This is a genomic window from Massilia oculi (assembly GCF_017582745.1).
In the GTDB taxonomy this organism is placed as follows: domain Bacteria; phylum Pseudomonadota; class Gammaproteobacteria; order Burkholderiales; family Burkholderiaceae_D; genus Telluria; species Telluria oculi_A.
This window is the reverse complement of record NZ_JAFVIM010000004.1, coordinates 327311-349056: the sequence shown is the minus strand read 5'-3', so window position 1 is coordinate 349056 and position 21746 is coordinate 327311. Positions and strand designations below refer to the sequence as shown.

At 62.1% G+C, this 21746-nt stretch carries 23 protein-coding genes and 5 tRNA genes; 2 read left to right on the top strand and 26 right to left on the bottom strand.

Translation table 11 applies throughout. From position 1 onward, the window contains the following. On the top strand, window positions 1-455 hold a 455-nt coding region (locus tag J3U95_RS07355; RefSeq protein ID WP_208277959.1), incomplete at its 5' end, for a transposase. 1018 nt (window positions 456-1473) lie between these two features. Then, a complete protein-coding gene (locus J3U95_RS07350) occupies window positions 1474-1806 on the top strand; it encodes a helix-turn-helix domain-containing protein (protein ID WP_083415346.1) in 333 nt (110 codons plus the stop codon). Here J3U95_RS07350 and J3U95_RS07345 read toward each other — a convergent pair. The 26 genes from J3U95_RS07345 to J3U95_RS07220 all read right to left on the bottom strand — a co-directional run bounded on the left by J3U95_RS07345 (window position 1794) and on the right by J3U95_RS07220 (window position 21735). Next, window positions 1794-2897, bottom strand: coding sequence for a site-specific integrase (locus J3U95_RS07345; RefSeq protein WP_071362189.1), 1104 nt, complete (start codon window positions 2895-2897; stop codon window positions 1794-1796). The two genes, J3U95_RS07350 and J3U95_RS07345, sit on opposite strands and share 13 nt — an antisense overlap. Window positions 2898-3043: 146 nt before the next feature. After that, window positions 3044-3117, bottom strand: a tRNA-Cys gene (locus J3U95_RS07340). Between the two features lie 77 nt (window positions 3118-3194). Beyond that, window positions 3195-3270: transfer RNA gene (locus tag J3U95_RS07335), tRNA-Gly, on the bottom strand. Window positions 3271-3299: 29 nt separating this feature from the next. Beyond that, window positions 3300-3375, bottom strand: a tRNA-Gly gene (locus J3U95_RS07330). Window positions 3376-3425: 50 nt separating this feature from the next. Further along, window positions 3426-3501: transfer RNA gene (locus J3U95_RS07325), tRNA-Gly, on the bottom strand. Window positions 3502-3568: 67 nt separating this feature from the next. Further along, window positions 3569-3644 (bottom strand) — tRNA-Gly (locus tag J3U95_RS07320). Between the two features lie 87 nt (window positions 3645-3731). Continuing rightward, entirely contained in the window at window positions 3732-4310 is a 579-nt protein-coding gene (gene pgsA, locus J3U95_RS07315) for a CDP-diacylglycerol--glycerol-3-phosphate 3-phosphatidyltransferase (RefSeq protein ID WP_109347261.1), read from the bottom strand. 229 nt (window positions 4311-4539) lie between these two features. Then, window positions 4540-6414, bottom strand: a complete 1875-nt coding sequence (gene uvrC, locus J3U95_RS07310) for an excinuclease ABC subunit UvrC (protein ID WP_109348117.1) — start codon at window positions 6412-6414, stop codon at window positions 4540-4542. Window positions 6415-6518: 104 nt separating this feature from the next. Further along, complete coding sequence (gene acpS / locus J3U95_RS07305) at window positions 6519-6938, bottom strand: holo-ACP synthase (RefSeq protein WP_071362187.1); 420 nt, start codon at window positions 6936-6938, stop codon at window positions 6519-6521. A 2-nt stretch (window positions 6939-6940) separates the two neighbouring features. Next, on the bottom strand, window positions 6941-7720 hold the full coding sequence (gene pdxJ / locus J3U95_RS07300) for a pyridoxine 5'-phosphate synthase (RefSeq protein ID WP_208277958.1): 780 nt from the start codon (window positions 7718-7720) through the stop codon (window positions 6941-6943). A 10-nt stretch (window positions 7721-7730) separates the two neighbouring features. Continuing rightward, on the bottom strand, window positions 7731-8516 hold the full coding sequence (gene recO / locus J3U95_RS07295) for a DNA repair protein RecO (protein WP_208277957.1): 786 nt from the start codon (window positions 8514-8516) through the stop codon (window positions 7731-7733). Window positions 8517-8540: 24 nt separating this feature from the next. Then, the gene (gene era, locus J3U95_RS07290; protein ID WP_208277956.1) at window positions 8541-9452 is read right to left on the bottom strand and encodes a GTPase Era; all 912 of its coding nucleotides are present in this window, start codon (window positions 9450-9452) and stop codon (window positions 8541-8543) included. Further along, complete coding sequence (rnc, locus tag J3U95_RS07285; protein ID WP_229519681.1) at window positions 9449-10222, bottom strand: ribonuclease III; 774 nt, start codon at window positions 10220-10222, stop codon at window positions 9449-9451. The genes era and rnc overlap by 4 nt, the downstream gene beginning before the upstream one ends. A 70-nt stretch (window positions 10223-10292) precedes the next feature. Next, window positions 10293-10673, bottom strand: a complete 381-nt coding sequence (locus J3U95_RS07280; protein ID WP_229519680.1) for a DUF4845 domain-containing protein — start codon at window positions 10671-10673, stop codon at window positions 10293-10295. A 30-nt stretch (window positions 10674-10703) separates the two neighbouring features. After that, window positions 10704-11633 (bottom strand): signal peptidase I, encoded by a 930-nt coding sequence (gene lepB / locus J3U95_RS07275; protein ID WP_208277953.1) that lies wholly within the window; start codon window positions 11631-11633, stop codon window positions 10704-10706. Beyond that, a complete protein-coding gene (gene lepA / locus J3U95_RS07270) occupies window positions 11633-13426 on the bottom strand; it encodes a translation elongation factor 4 (RefSeq protein ID WP_005666820.1) in 1794 nt (597 codons plus the stop codon). Before lepA ends, lepB begins: the two co-directional genes overlap by 1 nt. 237 nt (window positions 13427-13663) lie before the next feature. After that, window positions 13664-13939, bottom strand: coding sequence for a glutaredoxin family protein (locus J3U95_RS07265; RefSeq protein WP_208277952.1), 276 nt, complete (start codon window positions 13937-13939; stop codon window positions 13664-13666). Then, entirely contained in the window at window positions 13936-15393 is a 1458-nt protein-coding gene (locus J3U95_RS07260) for a DegQ family serine endoprotease (RefSeq protein ID WP_208277951.1), read from the bottom strand. The genes J3U95_RS07265 and J3U95_RS07260 overlap by 4 nt, the downstream gene beginning before the upstream one ends. Window positions 15394-15535: 142 nt before the next feature. Further along, window positions 15536-15835, bottom strand: a complete 300-nt coding sequence (locus J3U95_RS07255) for a sigma-E factor negative regulatory protein (RefSeq protein ID WP_208277950.1) — start codon at window positions 15833-15835, stop codon at window positions 15536-15538. Between the two features lie 60 nt (window positions 15836-15895). Then, window positions 15896-16498 (bottom strand): RNA polymerase sigma factor RpoE, encoded by a 603-nt coding sequence (gene rpoE / locus J3U95_RS07250; protein ID WP_040776532.1) that lies wholly within the window; start codon window positions 16496-16498, stop codon window positions 15896-15898. A 73-nt stretch (window positions 16499-16571) separates the two neighbouring features. Continuing rightward, window positions 16572-17114: a protein YgfX gene (locus tag J3U95_RS07245; protein ID WP_208277949.1), complete on the bottom strand. Its 543-nt coding sequence runs from the start codon at window positions 17112-17114 to the stop codon at window positions 16572-16574. 170 nt (window positions 17115-17284) lie between these two features. Continuing rightward, on the bottom strand, window positions 17285-18532 hold the full coding sequence (gene fabF / locus J3U95_RS07240; RefSeq protein WP_208277948.1) for a beta-ketoacyl-ACP synthase II: 1248 nt from the start codon (window positions 18530-18532) through the stop codon (window positions 17285-17287). A 31-nt stretch (window positions 18533-18563) separates the two neighbouring features. Continuing rightward, window positions 18564-18803: an acyl carrier protein gene (acpP, locus tag J3U95_RS07235; protein WP_005666812.1), complete on the bottom strand. Its 240-nt coding sequence runs from the start codon at window positions 18801-18803 to the stop codon at window positions 18564-18566. A 193-nt stretch (window positions 18804-18996) separates the two neighbouring features. Continuing rightward, window positions 18997-19734: a 3-oxoacyl-ACP reductase FabG gene (gene fabG / locus J3U95_RS07230; RefSeq protein ID WP_208277947.1), complete on the bottom strand. Its 738-nt coding sequence runs from the start codon at window positions 19732-19734 to the stop codon at window positions 18997-18999. A 29-nt stretch (window positions 19735-19763) separates the two neighbouring features. Continuing rightward, window positions 19764-20702, bottom strand: a complete 939-nt coding sequence (fabD, locus tag J3U95_RS07225; RefSeq protein ID WP_208277946.1) for an ACP S-malonyltransferase — start codon at window positions 20700-20702, stop codon at window positions 19764-19766. Window positions 20703-20748: 46 nt separating this feature from the next. Further along, window positions 20749-21735, bottom strand: a complete 987-nt coding sequence (locus J3U95_RS07220) for a beta-ketoacyl-ACP synthase III (RefSeq protein ID WP_307728352.1) — start codon at window positions 21733-21735, stop codon at window positions 20749-20751. Window positions 21736-21746: the final 11 nt, after the last annotated feature.

Genomic DNA, 21746 nt, shown 5'->3' with positions numbered 1-21746 from the left:
TCGTGCACTTGATCCGCAACTCGACGACGCTCGCTAGCTGGAAAGACCGCAAAGAACTCGCGGCAGCCCTGAAACCCGTCTACCAGGCTGTCAATGCCGAGGCGGCTGAAGCGGCGCTGGATGCGTTTGCAGCCGGCCCATGGGGCACCAAGTTCCCGACCGTAGCGGCCATGTGGCGACGTCAGTGGCAGCAGGTGATTCCGTTCTTCGCCTACCCGCCAGAGGTGCGCACAATCATCTACACGACCAACGCCATCGAGAGCCTGCATATGCGCCTTCGAAAGATCGTCAAGAACCGCGGCCATTTCCCGAGCGACGACGCCGCCACTAAGCTGCTATTCCTGGCCTTGCGCAATATCGAGAAAGATTGGAAGATGGCGCCGCGTACCTGGAAGCTTGCTGCCAACCAGTTCGCCATCATGTTCGGCGAACGCTTCACGAACGCGATTAATTAACTACGAAATTCTGGCCCCGCACACAGAATTTCTGACAGGTCCAACTGGCGGAACACTGGATCTGGATGAAACAGGACGCCACCGTGCAGCTTTCCTGGCAAGTGTTGTCTGTAGACTGATATCGACCCTTCCGGAGTCAGTGGATGACCTAAACGCGTACCGAGATTGACTAACAGCCAAAACCTTGTAGTACAGCATGCAGAACTGATCAATGTCTTGCGTCATTCAGCGAACGGGGCTCGATGAAGGTGATGAGCCATGACTGTGCATAGTCGGCTACCTGCCCTGCCTCACCCACTCCGCGCTCGAACCCCGTTAGCGTCATGCGTCGCTCGTTGAGCCAGACGACGTGTACGTCGGACAGCTCAGACCTTACCAGACCATCCTGAAGAAGTCTCGCAACCTTGCAGGGTCGCCGTAGCCCCTGATCGGTGACGTCCATGATCAGCAAGACGCCGCGCTGACCGATAGCTTGGCCAAGCACGCGCCGGTCGATCTCGACTCCAGCTTTCCTCATCTTAACCACATGAACGTCCATACGCCACCGAATACTGTTTTTTCATACAGTATTTTAGCAGAGAGCGAACATTTTATTGCAACCATAGAATGTTGAACAGGCCCTATTCATTCGCACGCGAATGCTCCTAGCATCACGTCCTGACCGATCCATCATGGGATTACTTCTTTAGCAATCGAAGATAAAATTCTCCCCGCCTTGTTGCATCCAGCGGTCAGTTCCCTTGTCAATATAGATTGCATTCATGAGGTGAACTTCATTGCAAATTTCTCAATTGAACTGCCGCACAGTATCGCCATGTCAAATTCCTGATCACTAGAATTTTTAGTCGGCTACTGAGTGTCGTTGCAGCCTGAGCGTAAACAAAAAATCTCAAAGACGAGATTGCAGTGTGATGCTCGAACGGATAAAGTCATTCTATGCCGTCGAATTAAATACTACGTCAGCGCCTATATCTTGCTGCAGATATTCTCAAATATAATTACCGGATAAATTGCCACCATGACGACATTTGAAACGATGGACCTTCAGACTGCCGCCGCTTATTTAGGCGCCAAGACCGAAACCATTTCGCAATTGGCTCGAAAAGGTGAATTACCCGGAGCACAAATCGGCAAGGGCTGGATTTTTCTCAGAGAAGACGTACTCGATTTTCTTCGCAGGCGCATTGCCGCCGAAACGGAGGCGCGTCGCGCCGTGAGAGAAAGTGAAAGCGAAGCCCTTTTCAAGGAAGGCGATCCTCCAAAGCCAGTTGCGGTGCTGAAGACTCGTACTCGCCGCCGCGCCCCACCACTGCTGCCTGGATTACCGTCTACGACGAACTACCACAGTTGAGAGGCGAGATCGCTTCCCCGAAGGCTCGCATACCGTTTCAGCATGCGAGGGTCCCGGTGTCCAGTTATCTTGGCGATCAGGGTATCCGACAATGCGGTCCGTTCGAAAAGCCTGCAGGTGGCTTCGTGACGTAAATCGTGGAAGTGTAAATCCGGGCTTCCGGCATCGTGGAAAATTGCAGCAAACTTGGCAGATAATTCAGCAGTAACCTTATCAAGAACTCGCTCATCGCGTTCGCCGGACCAGTATGGAAAAATTATGCGGTTCCGCTGCTGGATATCTAGGTTCTTTTCCGACGTGTAGTTCGACAGTAGCGGAATCAACGTACTCGGTAGTGGCACCTGCCTATTATCGCCATTTTTCGTTCGCTCCAGCGTGATTGTCTTTTTTTGAAGGGCAATTTGGGACAGTTCGAGCGTATAGCACTCCCTGAGCCGCATAGCTGTATTCAAGGCCAGCTGGAAAAGCATTCTTTCGTCAGGCAAGTCTGAAAGTTTCTCGAGGATACACTCTTCCTCGCCTTCATGGAGCCGTCGATCGCGCTGCTCATCGTAGCGCGGCAGCTTGCCAGCCTTTGCAAGCACTTCTGCGTCGCCTTCAGTGTATGTCGAGAAGCCTCGTTTCAGTAGCCGGAGCGGGTTCGCCACCATGATGTCTGGGTGCTTACGTATCATCCAGTCCAGGCACCTGGCAAGCGCGCCATGCCTGTGCCTGATGGTCGACGGCGCTAGGTGCTGGTCGCGCTTCATCTCCCTCACCCATGCCTCGGCCCATTCATAGTTCAGCATGCTAGTGGATATCAGAGCGACACTAGGAAGTAGTGTGTCCAGAAGCTTGCGGTCGGACAGAGGAACAGAATTATGGCGCAGGTACTCGGCAACGCACCTCTGGAGTGTCCAAGTCTCTCCCTTTGAGCTCTTCTTCTCTAGGAGTGCTGCCGGCACAATCCCCTGCGCCAGCAGCGCTTCCAGCTGCTTTCCGTATCGCTCAGCGGTTTCGTAGTCGTCGAAGGTATGGTAAAGCGGCTTCGGTAGAAGCTTATGAGTGACCCTTAGCTGGTACCCGTACGGACGCTTGATGATGGTCGCCATGATGCATAGATCATAGAACCTGGCGTCGAAATGTAAACGGCCAAGCGACGGCCATTTGGCCGTTATCAGGTGTGGTGCACCACACTTGGCGTGTGGTGTTGAACCCAATGCAAACGGGCCCCAACGGGGCCCGTACTATGAGGATCTGGAGGCGAGGACGGGAGTCGAACCCGTCTAGACGGCTTTGCAGGCCGCTGCATAACCGCTTTGCTACCTCGCCAGAGGATATAGTGCGCTTGATCGATGTGAACGGTTATGAAGCACATCAACAAGGGAAGAAGGAATCTTCCTGAATTCTGGAGCGGGAGAAGAGTCTCGAACTCTCGACCTCAACCTTGGCAAGGTTGCGCTCTACCAACTGAGCTACTCCCGCTTAGGAGTGATACTACCGATCGTAAAACCTGGAGCGGGAGAAGAGTCTCGAACTCTCGACCTCAACCTTGGCAAGGTTGCGCTCTACCAACTGAGCTACTCCCGCATGGAGTCTTACAATGTACAACTTACTGCGCGCCGCCCAGTTCAGAAAACTGGAGCGGGAGAAGAGTCTCGAACTCTCGACCTCAACCTTGGCAAGGTTGCGCTCTACCAACTGAGCTACTCCCGCATACAGAACAACGATTATGACAGAACTTTGACGTTTTTCCAAGATCGCTTTACAGCTTTGCAATCTTTGGAGCGGGAGAAGAGTCTCGAACTCTCGACCTCAACCTTGGCAAGGTTGCGCTCTACCAACTGAGCTACTCCCGCTTCGTCTTTCATTCTGTTGCGTTGTCGTTGCAACAGGCAGGCATTATAGAGATTCTATTCTGTACGTCAAGGATGCCACGAAACAAATTAAATCGCCCCCGCCTTCTCCTTGATCAGGGGCCAGGCGCGGCGCAGATAATAGAACATCGACCACACCGTCAGCACGCCCGCCACCCACAGCAAGTACTCCCCCCAGAAGTGGATATCGATGCCGAACAGGCGGTCATGGAACAGCAGCATCGGGATCGCCGTCATCTGGGCCGCGGTCTTGATCTTGCCGATCGAGCTGACCGCCACCGAGCGGGTGGCGCCGATCTGGGCCATCCACTCGCGCAGCGCCGAGATGGTGATCTCGCGGCCGATGATGATGCCGGCGATGATCGCGTCCACGCGGTCCAGCTGGACCAGCACCAGCAGCGCGCCGGCCACCATCAGCTTGTCCGCGACCGGGTCGAGGAAGGCGCCGAAGGCCGAGGTTTCGTTCCATCGGCGGGCCAGGAAGCCGTCGAACCAGTCGGTGATGGCGGCGACGATGAAGACCGCGGTGGCCGCCAGATTACGCTCGGGGAGCGTCATCCAGTCGACTGGCAAATAGAACAATCCGACAACGAGGGGAATGAGCGCGACGCGTAACCAGGTCAGGAGAATCGGTATATTGAGGGGCATGAGAGAGCTGATTACCGTGGAAAAATGCTTGGCCGTTAGTCTACATGGGTATGCTGGTTTGGGCCAGTTGACTCATCTGTATGGGACGGCGCGGAGCCTGGCGGCTCAACGGTTGGCGGGCATGGGAGGTTGACCGCGGGATAATTTCGATGCGGGATGGGTGTAACGATGCGTTCGTCGAACGCGTGGACGGCAAGCCGTCCACCCTGCCCTGGACGGATTTCCTGCCTTAATGCAACTGCCTGTAAATCTCTTCGGCCAGCGCACTCGAGATCCCCTCGACCGTCATCAGGTCTTCGACACTGGCATCGATCACCCCGCGCAGCCCGCCAAAGCGCGCCAGCAGGCGCTGGCGGCGCTTGGCGCCGATGCCCTCGATCTCTTCCAGGCGCGAGGCCTGGCGCGCCTTGGCGCGCTTGGCGCGCATGCCGGTGATGGCGAAGCGGTGCGCCTCGTCGCGGATCAGGGCCACCAGCATCAGCGCCGCCGATTCCTTGCCCAGCTCCTGGGCCGGGCGGCCGTCGGCGAAGATCAGGGTCTCCAGGCCCACGCGCCGCCCTTCTCCCTTCGCCACGCCGACGATCATCGAGATGTCCAGCCCCAGCTCGGTAAACACCTGGCGCGCCATCTCCACTTGCCCCTTGCCGCCGTCGACCAGCACGATGTCGGGCATCACGCCCTCGCCGCCCGCCACTTTTTCGTAACGGCGGGTCAAGACCTGGCGCATGGCGGCGTAGTCGTCGCCCGGCGTAATGCCGTTGATGTTGAAGCGGCGATATTCTCCGTTCTGCATCTGGTGGTGCTGGAACACCACGCACGAGGCCTGCGTCGCCTCGCCCGCGGTATGGCTGATGTCGAAGCATTCGACGCGCAAGGCGTCCAGGTCTTCGCTGTCGAGCTGCAGGGTATCGGCCAGCGCGCGCGTGCGTGCCTGCTGCGAGCCCTGCTCCGAGAGCAGGCGCGCCAGCGCGATCTCGCCGCCCTTGCAGGCCATCTCGAGCCACTGGCGGCGCTGGCCGCCCGGCTGCAGCACCAGGCTGATGCGGTGGCCGCACTGCTCCTGCAAGGCCATGATCAGCTCGGGCTGGTCGAATTCCACGTTCAGGATCAGGGTGCCCGGGATGAACTGGCCGGCGTAGTGCTGGGCCAGGAAGGCGCACAGCACCTCCACTTCGATCGGGCACTCCCCCAGCGATTCGCCGACGTGGCTCGGGAAGTAGGCGCGGTCGCCCAGGTGGCGTCCGCCACGCACCATGGCCAGGTTGACACAGGCGCGTCCACCCTGCACCACCACCGCGATGACGTCGACGTCGGCGTCGCCCGTCGTCTCCATGCTTTGCGCATGCAGCACCTTCGACAGCGCCTGGATCTGGTTACGCACCGACGCCGCCTGCTCGAACTTGAGCTCCATCGCATAGTTCTGCATCTTCTGCTCGAGGTCGGCCATCACCTCGCTCTGGCGGCCGCGCAGGAAACGCGCCGCGTTCTCGACGTCGAGCTTGTATTCCTCCGGCGCGATCAGCTTGACGCAGGGCGCGCTGCAGCGGCCGATCTGGTGCAGCAGGCAGGGGCGCGTGCGGTTGGCATAGACGCTGTCCTCGCAGGTGCGCAGCTGGAAGACGCGCTGCAGCAGCTGGATCGATTCCTTGGCCGCCCAGGCGCTGGGGAAAGGACCGAAGTACTGGTTCCTCTTGTCCAGCGCGCCGCGGTAATACGCCATGCGCGGCGCCTCGCCGCCCGTGATCTTGATGTAGGGGTAAGACTTATCGTCGCGAAACAGGATGTTGTAGCGCGGCTTGAGCGTCTTGATCAGGTTGTTTTCCAGGATCAGCGCTTCGGCCTCGCTGCTCACCACCGTCGTTTCCAGGCGTGCGATCTGCGACACCATCATCGCGATGCGCGGGCTGGCCAGGTTTTTCTGGAAATAGCTCGAGACACGATTCTTGAGGTTGCGCGCCTTGCCGACGTAGAGCACGTTGTCGGCCGCATCGAAATAGCGATAGACACCGGGCAGGCCAGGCAGGCGATTGACGACGGCCAGCACTTGCGCGCGCACGTCGGCGTCCACCTTCGGGCTCAGTTCGCGGTTGGCTTCGGCGCGCATTTCCTCGCGCGCGTCCGACAGGCGCTCGCGGCCCAGCCGCGCGGCCAGTTCGGGAGCGAGTTCGACGGATGGATTGCCGGTTGCTGCGGGTTTTGCTTCGGACATTACTCTGCCAATGATGGTGATGCCAACGGCGCCTGGGTCACGATCACGAAGGCGACGCCGTAGTCGGCCTCGTCGCTGATCGTCACCTGGGCGCTGAGCCGGTGCTCGCGCATGAAGTCGCCAAGGGCGCCGCTGCAGACGATGACCGGCTTGCCGCTCGGGTCATTGAGCATCTGGGCGGAACGCCAGGTCATGGGCATGCGCATGCCGAGACCGATGGCTTTCGAGAACGCTTCCTTGGCCGAGAAACGTGTGGCCAGGAAGCGCAGGCCGCGCACCGCGTTCTTGGCGCTGCGGGCATGGTATTTTTCCAGCTCTTGCGGGCCGAGGATCTTCTCGGCGAAGCGCGGGCCGCTGCGCGCGAGGGCAGCCTCGACACGCGAGATCTGGACGATGTCGGTGCCGATGCCGTAGATCATATTCAGGCCCCGGCTTTCGCGGCGTACGACACGCCCAGGCGCGCCGCGACCATGATCGCCTTCATCTCGCGCACCGCGTTTTCCCAGCCGGCGAACAGCGCATGCGCCACGATGGCGTGGCCGATGTTCAGCTCGTGCAGGTCGGGAATCGCCGCGATCGGCTGCACATTGGTGTAGTGCAGGCCATGGCCGGCATTCACGCGCAGGCCGCGCTTCGCGCCTTCGTGCACGCCCAGCTTGATGCGTTCCAGCTCGTGCCCCACTTCATCGCCTGCCGCCTCGGCATAACGCCCCGTGTGCAGCTCGATCACGGTGGCGCCGACGGCGGCCGCCGCTTCGATCTGGCGCGCATCGGCATCGATGAACAGCGAGACACGGATGCCCTCCTGCTTCAACTGCTTCACGGCCGCCTCGACCTCGTTGTAGTAGCGCACCACGTCCAGGCCGCCCTCGGTCGTGACTTCCTCGCGCCGCTCCGGCACCAGGCACACGTCCTGCGGCTTCACCTGGCAGGCGAAGTCGATCATCTCGCGGGTGACGGCCGCTTCCAGGTTCATGCGCGTGGCCAGCAGCGGGCGCAGGGCCAGCACGTCGGCATCCTTGATGTGGCGGCGGTCTTCGCGCAGGTGCAGCGTGATCAGGTCGGCGCCCGCCTGCTCGGCCAGCAGCGCGGCGCGCAGCGGGTCCGGATACGTCGTGCCGCGCGCATTGCGCACGGTGGCGATGTGGTCGATGTTCACGCCCAGGTCGATCACCTGGCCGGCGGGTTGCAGGAAGCTCATAGTATTCTTTTTACAATTGCATCAAATCGATCAAAATCTGGCGCGTATTGAGCGGCTGGCCGCCCAGGTGGTGCGCCAGCAGGAAGCGCATCAGTTGCTTGCTCTGCGCCTGGGTCGCCGGATCAGTATAGTCCTCGCGCTCCATATCCAGCAGGGTCTTGCCCAAAACGACGGGCCAGACTTCACCGGCGCCCGCCGCGCGTGCGCCGCGCTCCGGATCGACGACATAGTCGCGCCCAGGCTCGACCCGGTCGCGGCTGCTCGTGCAGCGGCCGAGATCGGCTGCGACGCCCGTTTCCTTAAGTAAGGCTCTTTCGAATTTTCGCAAGACAATTTGCGCCGGCTCGCCATGGGCGAGCTGGTTCAGGGTCGAGACGTAGTGATCGAACAGGGCCGGATGGCGGTCGTCGCGCGCCAGCAATTTGACGAGCAGTTCGTTCAGGTAGAAGCCGCACAGCAGCGCCGTGCGTTCCAGCGGCAGCATGCCGCCCACCCATTCGGCATCGATCAGGGTGCGCAACTCGGACTTGCCGCTCCATGACACGCTCAGGGGCTGGAAGGTCTGCAGCACGCCGCGCAGCTTGGAGAACGGGCGCTTGGCGCCCTTCGCCACCACCCCCACCCGGCCATGGTCGCGGGTGAACATGTCGATGATGAGGCTGGTTTCTTTGTAGGGATAGCTGTGCAGCACGAAGCCGGGCTGGCCGACGATGCGATTGTCGCGCGCCGGCGCGCGCGGGCGCTTGCCGGCGGCCGGCGTGGTCTCATCGTCGATAAATTGATCGTGGCTGGACATGCGCGTGGCTTGCGTCCCTCGCCCTTACTCGTAACCGTAAGCGCGCAGGCCCGCTTCGTTGTCGGCCCAGCCGGATTTGACCTTGACCCAGATTTCCAGGTAAATCGGCCCGCCGAACAGCTTCTCCATGTCGAGGCGCGATTGGGTGGAAATCTCTTTCAGGCGCGCACCCTTGTTACCGATGATCATCGATTTATGGGTATCGCGCTCGACCAGGATCGCAGCGAAGATGCGACGCAGATTGCCTTCCTGTTCGAACTGTTCGATCAGGACGGTGCTGGTGTACGGCAGTTCGTCGCCCAGCAGGCGGAACACTTTTTCGCGCACGATCTCGGCCGCCAGGAATTTCTCGCTGCGGTCGGTGATGTCGTCCGGCCCGAAGACGGGCGGATTTTCCGGCAGATGGCGCTTGATCTCGGTTTCCAGCGCATCGACCTGGAAGCGCAGCTTGGCCGAGACCGGCACGATAGCGGCGAAGTTGAACAGCGCCGAGATCTTTTGCGCGAACGGCATCAGGACCGCCTTGTCCTTCACGCGGTCCGATTTGTTGATGACCAGGATCACCGGGACATTTTTTGGCAGCATGTCCAGCACCTGCTGGTCGGCCGGGCCGAAGGTGCCGGCTTCGACCAGGAACAGGATCGCGTCCGACGACGTCAGCGTGTTCGAGACGGTCTTGTTCAGCGTCTTGTTCAGCGCGTTGGCGTGGCGGGTCTGGAAGCCTGGGGTATCGACGTAGATGTATTGCGCGTCGTCGCGGGTCTGGATGCCGGTGATGCGGTGGCGCGTGGTCTGGGCCTTGCGCGACGTGATCGACACCTTGGCGCCGATCAAAACGTTCATCAGGGTCGACTTGCCGACGTTCGGGCGGCCGACGATGGCGATATAGCCACAACGGAAGTTGCCGCAGCTGACATGCTCTGGAGTGGCGTTCATGCTTTTTCTGTTCCTGGTTGTTCTGCCTGGGCGGCCGATGTGGTTTCGCCCTGATTGGTACCGATGCCGGCCAGCTTCAACTGGGGCGAGCGCTGGCGTGGCTTGCGCGCGCCCGGCGTCTTGGTCAGCGCCTTCTGGGCCGCTTCGAGCGCCAGGCTGGCGGCGGCCTGCTCGGCCGCGCGGCGACTGCCGCCGCGGCCGAATACCTGCACGCTCAGCTTCGGCACCAGGCATTCGACTTCGAATTCCTGGCTGTGGGCGGCGCCGTGGGTGGCCACCACATTATAGGTCGGCAGCGGAATGCGCTTGGCCTGCAGGAATTCCTGCAGCAGGGTCTTGGCGTCCTTGCCGAGCGTGGCCGGGTCGACCGTCTCCAGCAGCGGAATATAAAAGGCGCGGATCGTGTCGCGCGCGCTGTCGAAGCCGCCGTCGAGGAAGATCGCGCCGAGCAGCGCTTCCAGGGTGTCGGCCAGGATCGAGGGCCGGCGGAAACCGCCGGACTTGAGTTCGCCCTCGCCCAGGCGCAGGAATTGCGACAGGTCAAGCTTCTGGGCGATCTCGAACAGTGCCTGCTGCTTGACGAGGTTGGCGCGCAGGCGCGACAGGTCGCCCTCGTCGAGCGTGCCGAAACGTTCGTACAGCACCGAAGCGACGACGCAGTTGAGGACCGAATCGCCCAGGAATTCCAGGCGCTCGTTATGCAGACTGCTATGGCTACGGTGGGTCAGGGCTTGCTGCAGCAGCCCGATTTCCCGGAACGTATACCCCAAGCGCGTTTGCAATAACTGAAGATTCATTGTTGTTGTCGTGTGCGTGGCCGGGCGGGCCACGGTGTTTCTATTAACGGGCGGCGCTGTCGGCCTCGGCCACCACGCCGCTCGGGTCGGTGGTGCCGGCGAAGTCGATCAGCAGGCTGACGTTGCCCATCAGCGGCAGCCGCTTTTCGTAGGCAAAGCTGATCTGCATGTCTTCACCGTCGCGGGTAAAGACCAGGTCCTGGCCGCGTACGGCCTCGACGTCGTTGACGCTGGTGCGGCGGTTGAACGCTTGCTGCATCTCGCGGATGCTGCCGCCGGCGTCCTTGACCTGGACGATCGCGGTCTTGATCGCGTTGTACTCGATATAGGCCGGGACCATGCGCATGGCGAAGATGCCGGCCACGCCGATGACGGCCAGCGCCCCGATCAGGCCGGACAGGGAAATACCGCCTTGTTTGTTCAACAGTTTCCTGCGATCCATGCGCGCCCCTTGTTATTGGATACCGCCGACACGTTTCGGATTGCTGAAGTTCATCCAGACCACGAAGGCCTTGCCGACGATATTACGGTCAGGCACGAAACCCCAGTAACGGCTGTCCGCGCTATTGTCGCGATTATCGCCCATCATGAAATACTGCCCTTCCGGCACCACGCAGGTGAACTTGTCGTAGGTGTATTCGCAGTTTTCGCGCAGCGGGAAATTGTCCACGCTGCCCAGGTCGATATTGCGCTTGTCGGCCGTGTTCAGGATGCGGTGCTGGGTCAGGCCGCCCGGGCTCGGCAGTTTCTCGACGAACTGCTTGTGGTAGATCGGATGCTGGTCGTCCAGGTAGTCGTCCAGCGCCGTATACTCGACCGGCTTGCCGTTGACCGTCAGGCGCTTGTCCTCGTAGGTGATTTTATCACCCGGCACGCCGATGACGCGCTTGATGTAATCCTGGTTCATGTCTTTTGGATACTTGAACACCATTACATCGCCGCGCTGGGGATCATTGATCTGGATGATTTTTTTGTTAACGATCGGAAGGCGGATGCCATAGGTGTACTTGTTCACCAGGATGAAGTCACCCACCAGCAGGGTCGGCACCATCGACGACGACGGGATCTTGAACGGCTCCCACAGGAAGGAGCGGAGGATGAACACCAGCGCGATCACCGGGAAGAAACTGCCCGAATACTCGATCCAGGTCGGCTGGCGCAGGTGAGCCTGTTCGATCGCCGCGCGGTTGCCGTTATGGTCGACCTTGATCCCATCCGCGACCAGCTTGGCGTTGCGCGTATCGTACTCGCGCAGGGCGGCATCGGCGGCGCGGCGCCGTTGTTTCGCCAGATAGAATGTGTCCAGGCACCAGATGATGCCCGTGATCACCATGGCGACGAACAGGATCAGGGCAAAATTGCCCAGGATGGGTTGCAGGTTCATTATTTATCTTCCACCTGGAGAATGGCCAGGAAGGCTTCTTGTGGAATTTCCACCGAGCCGACCTGCTTCATGCGCTTCTTGCCGGCCTTTTGCTTCTCCAGCAGCTTTTTCTTACGAGAAATATCGCCGCCATAGCACTTGGCCAGGACGTTCTTGCGCAGCGCCTTGACGTTTTCGCGCGAGATGATGGTGGCGCCGATGGCGGCCTGGATCGCGACGTCGAACATCTGGCGCGGGATCAGTTCGCGCATCTTGGCCGCCACCTGGCGTCCGCGATACGGCGCGTTGGCGCGGTGGACGATGATGGCCAGGGCGTCGACCTTTTCGCTGTTGATCAGCATGTCGACCTTGACCACGTCGGCCGCACGGTTTTCCTTGAACTCGTAGTCCATCGAGGCATAGCCGCGCGAGGTCGATTTCAGGCGGTCGAAGAAGTCCAGCACGATCTCGGCCATCGGGATCTCGTAGTGCAGCTTCACCTGGCGGCCATGGTAGGCCATGTCCATCTGGATGCCGCGCTTGCCGTTACACAGGGTCATCACCGAACCGACGTACTCTTGCGGCATGTACAGGTTGACGTCGACGATCGGTTCGCGCACTTCGTTGATCTTGGAAGGTTCCGGCATCTTCGATGGATTGTCGACGCGGATGATGCTGCCGTCCTTCATCTCGACCTCGTACACCACGGTCGGCGCCGTCGTGATCAGGTCCATGTCGAACTCGCGCTCCAGGCGCTCCTGCACGATCTCCATGTGCAGCAGGCCCAGGAAGCCGCAGCGGAAGCCGAAGCCCAGCGCCTGCGAGACTTCCGGCTCGTACATCAGGGCGGCGTCGTTCAGTTTCAGCTTTTCCAGCGAGTCGCGCAGCGCGTCGTACTGGTTCGCCTCGACCGGGAACAGGCCGGCGAACACCTGCGGCTGCACTTCCTTGAAGCCCGGCAGCGGCTCCGGCGCCGGACGGCTGGCCAGGGTGACGGTGTCGCCCACACGGGCGGCGGTCAGTTCCTTGATGCCGGCGATGATGAAGCCCACTTGGCCGGCGGTCAGTTGCGGCAGCGACACCGAACGCGGGGTGAACACGCCGATGTTTTCCACCAGGTTCACCGACTCGGTGGCCATCAGGCGGATCTTGTCTTTCGGACGCAAGGTGCCGTTGACGACGCGCACCAGCATCACGACGCCGACGTACGGGTCATACCAGGAGTCGACGATCAGGGCCTGCAGCGGCGCATCCGGATCGCCCTTCGGCGGCGGCACTTTGGCGATCAGGGTTTCCAGCACGTCTTCCACGCCCAGGCCGGTCTTGGCCGAGCACACGGTGGCGTCGGACGCGTCGATGCCGATCACGTCCTCGATTTCTTTCTTGGCGTTGTCCGGGTCGGCGTGCGGCAAGTCGATCTTGTTCAGGATCGGCACCACTTCCACGCCCAGGTCGAGCGCGGTATAGCAGTTGGCGACCGTCTGCGCTTCCACGCCCTGCGAGGCGTCGACCACCAGCAGCGCGCCTTCGCAGGCCGACAGCGAGCGGCTGACTTCGTACGAGAAGTCGACGTGGCCCGGGGTGTCGATCAGGTTCAGGTTGTAGACCTGGCCGTCGCGCGCCTTGTACTGCAGCGCCGCGGTCTGGGCCTTGATGGTGATGCCGCGCTCGCGTTCCAGGTCCATCGAATCGAGCACCTGGGCGTCCATTTCGCGGTCCGACAGGCCGCCGCACAACTGGATGATGCGGTCGGCCAGGGTCGATTTGCCATGGTCGATGTGGGCGATGATGGAGAAGTTACGTATGTTGTTCATTAACAAAGCTCAAAACCAAAAAGGCCGCGAAAGGCGGCGACTACGACGATATAAGGCGTACTGCCGTGCAGCACGAATCGGCTGCGCAATACGAAAAAGCGCTGCGTCGGGGGCCGTGCCGGTCCCCAGGCGAGCGCCTTGGCAAAGCAGGAAATTCTTTGGAAGGTAGGTAATCACCGCTCCGACCCGGCATTTTACCGGATTTCGAGGCAGAAAGGCCGGTTTCCAGAGTGACGCTCAGGACGTGTGCCGGGCCAGGTAGGACCGCACGGCCACCTCGTCCAGGAAGTAGTGGCACAGCTCCGGCTGGGCCGGGTCGCCATACAGCACCGGCACCAGCTCGTCGAACCGCGCCACCAGCGCCGGGTCGGCATCGACGTCCAGGACGGCGACGTCGAACGGCTGCCCGGGCGGCTCGAGTGCGCGCAGCGCCGCCAGCATGTCCTCGCACAGGTGGCACCAGCTGCGCGAGTACAGCGTAAATCGCGGCGCCCCGCCCTGCCCTGCTGTCACTGGCGCGGCTTGAGCGTGATGTACTGCGTGGTGTCCTCGCGCTGCACCAGCAGGGCCACCGCCTTCGACTTGTCGTGCTTGGCCAGCAAGCCCTTGAACTGCTCGACGCTGGTGATCGGCGTATTGTTCCACTGCAGGACCAAGTCGCCCGGCTGGATGCCGGCGCTGGCGGCCGGGCCCTGCGACTCTTCGACCAGGAGGCCGTGGTCGATGCCCAGCTCCTTGCGGTCGGCGGCCGGGATGTTCGACAGCTGCAGGCCCAGCGCATCCGGGGCGACGCCCGGCGCCGGCTTCTTCGGCTGCTGGCGGCCCTGGGTCGGACGCTCCTCTTGCAGCTCGACGATGGTGACCGGCACCTCGACCTGGGCGCCGCGGCGCCAGACGGTGACGCTGGCGCGGCTGCCGACCTTGGAGGCGCCCACCAGGCGCGGCAGGTCGGTGGTCGACTCGATCGGCTGCTTGTTGAAGGCCAGGATGATGTCGCCGACCTTGATGCCCGCTTTCTCGGCCGGGCCGCCCGGTTCGACCATCGAGACTTCGGCGCCGCGCGCCTTGCCCAGGCCCAGCGATTCGGCCACGTCGCGCGTGACTTCGCTGATCTGCACGCCCAGGCGGCCACGGGTGACCTTGCCGGTGGCCTTGAGCTGGTCGGACACGCGGATGACCTCGTCGATCGGCACCGCGAACGAGATGCCGTTATAGGCGCCCGATAAGGTCGCGATCTGCGAGTTGATGCCGATGACTTCGCCGCGCAGATTGATCAGGGGGCCGCCCGAGTTGCCGGGATTGACCGCCACGTCGCTCTGGATCAATGGCAGGTATTCGCCGGTATCGCGCGACTTGGCCGAGATGATGCCGGCGGTCACGGTATTTTCGAGACCGAACGGCGAACCGATGGCCAGCACCCACTCGCCGACCCGGATCTTGCTCGAGTCGCCAGTGCGCAGGTAAGGCAGATTGGTCGCCGCCAGCTTCAGGACCGCGACGTCGGAGCGGCGGTCGGCGCCCAGCACCTTGGCCTTGAATTCACGGCGGTCGCTCAAGGTGACGGTGACCTCGTCGGCGCCCTCGACCACGTGGGCATTGGTCAGCACGAAGCCGTCGGCCGAGATGATGAAGCCGGAGCCCACGCCGCGCTGCACTTCGCGTTCTTCTTCCTGTGGCTGCGGGCCGCGCCGGCCGCCGCCGCGCGGCACCATCTGGCCGCCGAAGAAGCGGCGCAGGAATTCCTGCATCTCTTCCTCGCCCGGGGCGCCGCCGCGGGTGCGCACGCGCTCGGTGGTGCGGATATTGACGACGGCCGGCCCCACCTTGTCGATCACGTCGGTGAAGTCGGGCAGGCCGGAGACGTTCGGGGTGGGGACGGGGGCAGCGGCGTGGACGGGTTGAATGAATGCCGTGGCGCCGGACACGAGCAGGGCCGACAGGAGCAGGCTGGCAGTTTTACTGGTCATGGATTCGCTATCGAATGGCTAAGATTGACTGAATGGTAAGCCAAATTATGCGCTTTGTCGCGCCATGCCAGCCGCGTATCGCCTACGTCCGACGGAGGAGAGATGAAATTTAAGCCTGGAATAAGGATGGCCGACCCGGATGTCAGGAAGAAGCGGTCTTGGCGAGCACCGCCGCCAGGCCAGTGGACTCGGCCGTGACGCCCGCGCGGCGCAGCGGCGGCGGCTCGCCTGCGAGGCGTTCGGCCAGGCGCGCGCGGAATTCGGGTGACAGCGCCGGCGCGGCCGTCTCGCGCAGCGTGTCGCCAATCAGGTGATACAGATCCCAGGCCTGGCGGCCGTCGCTGCCCTGCAGCGCGGCCAATGCCAGCTCCAGGTCGGCGTCAGGCAAGGCGCCATCTTTCAGGGCAGAGATCTGCTCGCGGAGTTTTCTATTGGTGTCCATCGGTGGTTCCATCGACGCCGGTAGTGTTCAATATGTGCTGTGTTCGTACGATCCCGCTACCTACCGACGTTTGTCAACCGGGAAATCGAGTAAAGGGCGTAATTTCTCGGCAATGACTTCGCGCGCCCGGAAAATCCGGCTGCGCACCGTACCTATTGGACAGGCCATCACTTCGGAGATTTCCTCATAGCTGAGTCCTTCGATTTCGCGCAAGACGATCGCCGTTCGCAGTTCAAGCGGCAATGCTTCCATGGCCGCGTTGACTGTGTGGGCAATCTGCTTACTCGCGAGCATGGATTCAGGTGTATTAATATCGCGCAAGCTGTCTGCATCATCGAAGCCTTCGGCGCGTTCGGCATCCGTCTCGGTCGAGGTCGGTGCGCGCCTCCCCTGGGTGACTAGAAAGTTCTTGGCAGTGTTGATTCCTATTCGATAAAGCCACGTATAAAAAGCCGAATCCCCGCGAAAATGGCGCAGGGCCCGGTATGCTTTGATGAAGGTCTCTTGCACCACGTCTTCGGCTTCGGCCGGATCGTGGACGAGACGCGACACCAGGCGCATCAGGCGACGCTGGTACTTGGAGACAAGCAAATCAAAAGCCCCCTGGTCCCCGGCCTGGACGCGCTCTACCAGCAACTGATCACACTCGCGTTCTGTCGTCACGGACCATGCCCCATTGGCGACCCTCTCGCGAGGAGGCACCGATTTGTTCGCGCCAGCGACAATCGGTACATCCTTAAGAGTTGGCCCCCTGCAATAAGTTCACACTGTTTTGTATCGGTATTGTTGCAGCGCCATTGGCCAGCGCACGTACGGCCACCGCCAGCGCGCGGTATTGACCGGCGCCCACGGCGTCTGGCAGCAGCACCAGCGGCCAGGTCGCGCCGTCCTCGGCGCGCAGGCTCAGCAAGATGCAGCAAGGCCAGACCGTGGCGCCGGGCAGCAGCGTCATGGCTGAGCCAGGCTCCGGAATCCCGGCGGCCGGCCCGCCTTTCCCCAACTCCTGTTGTACCGTCAGGCGTAGCTGCCCAACTCCAGAAATATCAATCCGGCGCACCGTTGCAATTGAGTGCAAAATCGCCGTGGAATGTGTGAGGCGGCGGGCCAGCGACAGCGCGGCCAGCAGCGGCGCGCATGCGACAGCGCCGCCGAATGCGAAGCGTTCAGGCAGCAGCAGGCCCACGACCAGGGCGGCCGCGCACAGGGACGCGCAGAAGGCGGCGAGCAGGCAGCGCAGGCGACGCGACGGCGCGATGACGGCGGACACCGCAAGCGACATGAAGCAATGGATGAATCGAGGGAATGGCCTGCCGATGGGCAGGATGGCGGGCGGAGGAATATCCGGAGAAAAAATCCTCTACCGCCAGCACCGGCCGGCCACCACGAACGGGCGACAGGCCGGGCTGTTGGAAGCGCCCATCCCATTAGACCGGGATGGGGCGAAGTGGTTCAGACCTTGGCGAAGATCAGCGTACCGTTGGTGCCGCCGAAACCGAAGGAGTTCTTCACCGCGTAGTCGATCTGCATCTCGCGCGCCGTGTTGGCGCAGAAGTCCAGGTCGCACTCCGGATCCTGGTTGAAGATGTTGATCGTCGGTGGCGACACCTGGTTGTGGATCGCCAGCACGGTGAACACCGATTCCAGGCCGCCGGCGCCACCGAGCAGGTGACCGGTCATCGACTTGGTCGAGTTCACGACCAGGTTCCTGGCATGGTCGCCGAACACGCGCTTGATGCCCTGCACTTCAGCCTTGTCGCCCAGCGGGGTCGAGGTGCCGTGCGCATTGACGTACTGCACCTGGTCGACGTTGATGCCGGCGTTGTTGAACGCATTGACCATGCAACGCGCCGCGCCAGCACCGTCCTCGACCGGCGAGGTGATGTGGTAGGCGTCCGCGCTCATGCCGAAGCCGATGACTTCAGCATAGATCTTGGCGCCACGCGCAACGGCGTGTTCGTATTCTTCGAGCACCATGACACCGGCGCCCTCGCCCAACACGAAGCCGTCGCGGTCGCGGTCCCATGGACGCGAGGCGGTGGCCGGATCGTCGTTGCGGGTCGACAGCGCGCGCGCCGAGGCGAAACCGCCCAGGCCCAGCGGCGACACGGTCGATTCGGCGCCGCCCGCGATCATCACGTCGGCATCGCCGTACTCGATCAGGCGCGCTGCCGCGCCGATGCTGTGCAGGCCGGTGGTGCAGGCGGTGACGATGGACAGGTTCGGACCGCGCAGGCCGAACTTGATCGAGAGATCGCCCGAGATCATGTTGATGATCGATGCCGGCACGAAGAACGGCGAGATACGGCGTGCGCCGCGGTTCGCGTATTCTTCCTTGGTCGCTTCGATCATCGGCAGGCCGCCGATGCCCGAACCGATCACCACGCCGATGCGGTCCGCGTTCTCTTCGGTGACTTCCAGGCCCGAATCCTGCAGGGCCTGGATGCCGGCTGCCATGCCGAAATGGATAAACGTATCCATGTGGCGGCCTTCCTTGCCCGGCAGGTAGTCTTCGACGTTGAAGTTCTTGACCTCACCAGCGAAGTGGGTCGTGAATGGCGCTGCATCAAACTTGGTGATGTTGGCAATGCCCGACTTGCCGGCCAGTGCCGCATCCCAGGTCTCGGCAACGGTGTTACCGATCGGTGAGATGCAGCCCAGGCCGGTGACGACGACACGGCGGTTGCGTGAACGACTCAAGCGATTCTCCCAAAAACTGTAAAGCGACTACTTAGGCCTTGACGTGCGCGGTTGCGTAGTCGATGGCTTGCTTGACGGTGGTGATCTTCTCAGCCTGCTCGTCAGGGATTTCCATTTCGAACTCGTCTTCCAGTGCCATCACCAGTTCAACGGTGTCCAGCGAGTCAGCACCGAGGTCGTCAACGAACGAGGAATCGATTTTGATGTCTGCTTCGGCAACGCCCAGTTGCTCAGCGACGATTTTTTTAACGCGTTGTTCGATATCCGACATGTTTTGGCTCCATTAAGGTATGTGTTGCGGAAAGTGCGCGCATTTTATCAGGTTTGCGACCCGAAAAACTATTTTCGGCGACTGCGGCTATTTCGCCGGAAAGTCCTGCTAAAAGTCCGGATTGCGTTCCAATCGGGACCGGCTCGCCGGGACCGATTGGAACGCGGTCTTTATTTATTTATTACTTTACTGATTAATTCATGTACATGCCGCCATTCACGTGCAGCTCCGTGCCCGTGATGTAGGCGGCCGTCGGCCCGGCCAGGAAGGCCACCGCATGGGCGATGTCTTCCGGCTGGCCCAGGCGGCCCAGCGGAATCTGGGTCAGCAGGGCCTCGTGCTGGCCTTCGCCCAGCGCCTTGGTCATGTCGGTGTCGATGAAACCAGGGGCCACGCAGTTGACGGTGATGTTGCGGCTGCCGATCTCGCGGGCCAGCGCACGGGTCATGCCGGCCACGCCGGCCTTGGCGGCGGCATAGTTCATCTGGCCCGGGTTGCCGGCCGCGCCGACCACCGAGGTGATGCTGATGATGCGGCCAGCCTTGGCCTTCATCATGCCGCGCAGCACCAGGCGCGACAGGCGGCCGACGGCGGTGAGATTGGTGGCGATCACGTTGTCGAACTCGTCGTCCTTCATGCGCATGGCCAGGTTGTCCTGGGTGATGCCGGCATTATTGACCAGGATCGACAGGCTGCCATAGCCCTTCTGCACTTCGTCGACGACTTCCGCGCAGCGGGCCGCGTCGAGCACGTTCAGGACCACGCCCTTGCCGCCGAATTCGGCCAGGTAGCTTGATATCGCCTGGGCGCCCGATTCGCTGGTGGCGGTGCCGACGACCTTGGCGCCCTGGCGCGCCAGTTCCAGCGCGATGGCCTTGCCGATGCCGCGCGATGCGCCGGTGACGAGGGCGACTTGGTTCTGCAGATTCATAGGTTTCCTTTATTCTTGGTTCAGAGGCATCAAGCCGGCTTGAACGATGCCAGCACGCGCTCCAGCGCAGCCTGGTCGACCAGCGCTTCACCGACGAGGTTGGCGTCGATGCGCTTGGCCATGCCGATCAGGGTCTTGCTCGGTGCGCATTCGATGACCTGGGTCACGCCGTCAGCCGCCATCTTCTGCATGGTCTCGACCCAGCGGACAGGACCGGCGGCCTGGCGCACCAGCGCGTCCTTGATCTGCTCGGGATCGTTCAGCACGGCGACGTCGACGTTGTTGATGACGTCAATTTGCGGAGCGGCAAACTTCAGCTCCGCCATATAGGTACGCAGGCGGTCGGAGGCCGGTTTCAGGAGCGACGAGTGGAATGGCGCCGACACCGACAATTTCATGGCGCGCTTGGCGCCCTTGGCCTTGGCGATCTCGCAGGCGCGCTCGACGGCGGCGGTATGGCCGGCGATCACGATCTGGGTTGGCTCGTTGAAGTTCACGGCTTCCACCACTTCGCCTTGCGCTGCCTCAATGCATACGGCGCGCACGTCGTCGGCCTGCAGGCCGAGGATGACGGCCATGCCGCCCTGCCCGACCGGCACCGCGTCCTGCATCGATTGCGCGCGGAAGCGCACCAGCGGCACGGCGTCGGCGAACGGGATCACGCCGGCCGCGACCAGGGCCGAATATTCGCCCAGGCTATGGCCCGCGACCACGTTCGGCACCGGGCCGCCGGCCGCGATCCAGGCGCGGTAGACGGCGACCGCGGCGGTCAGCATGACCGGCTGGGTATTGGTGGTCAGGTCCAGGTCTTCCTTCGGACCTTCGGCGATCAGGCGCTTGAGGTCGAAGCCCAAGACATCGGACGCTTCTTGCACCGTTTGATCGACGACCGGGTTACCGGCGAAGCCGTTCAGCATGCCCACTGCCTGGGCGCCTTGTCCGGTGAACAGGAATGCGAATTTGCTCATCGTTGTTTTCCGTAGTTTTGTTGTTCTTGGAGGCTAGTCCCGGCGCTTACATGCGCGCCAGCACCGCGCCCCAGGTAAAGCCGCCGCCCACGCCTTCCATCAGGACGTTCTGGCCCGGCTTGATGCGGCCGTCGCGCACCGCCTGGTCGAGCGCCAGCGGGATCGAGGCGGCCGAGGTATTGCCGTGCTCGTTGACGGTGACGACCATCTTCTCGAGCGGCAGGCCGAGCTTCTTGGCGGTGCCGTTCATGATGCGGATGTTCGCCTGGTGCGGCACCAACCAGTCGACCTGATCGGCGGACACGCCGGCGTGATCCAGCACCTCATACGCGACTTTTTCGAGCACCGACACCGCCAGCTTGAACACCGCCGGACCGTCCATGTGCAGGAAGCCGCTGCCGGCGACCGCGCCATTGGCCAGGTTGCCCGGGATCGACAGGATGTCGGCATGACTGCCGTCGGCATGCAACTTGGCGCCGAGGATGCCCGGCTCGTTCGAGGCTTCGAGCAGCACGGCGCCGGCTCCGTCGCCGAACAGCACGCAGGTGGTGCGGTCGTTGAAGTCGACGATGCGCGAGAACACTTCGGCGCCGATCACCAGCACCCGCTTGTGGTTGCCGGCGCGGATGAAGGCGTCGGCGGTCGAGACCGCGTACACGAAGCCGCTGCAGACGGCGGCCACGTCGAAGGCGGCGCTGCCGTTGGCCATGCCCAGCTTTTGCTGGACGATGCAGGCCGTGCTCGGGAAGCTGCCGTGGAAATCGGGGGTGGAACTGGCGACGATCACCAGGTCGACGTCGGCCGGGGTCTTGCCGGCCATCTCGAGCGCCTTCCGGGCGGCGTGCACGGCCAGGTCGGACGACAGTTCGTCGGCCGCGGCGTAGTGGCGCGCCTCGATGCCGCTGCGGGTGACGATCCACTCGTGCGAGGTTTCGACGCCTTTCTCGGCGAGTTGAGCCGCCAGCTGTTCGTTGCTGACGCGGTTGGCTGGCAGGTAGCTGCCGGTGCCGGTGATTTTGCTATACATGGTCATTGCTTCACCAT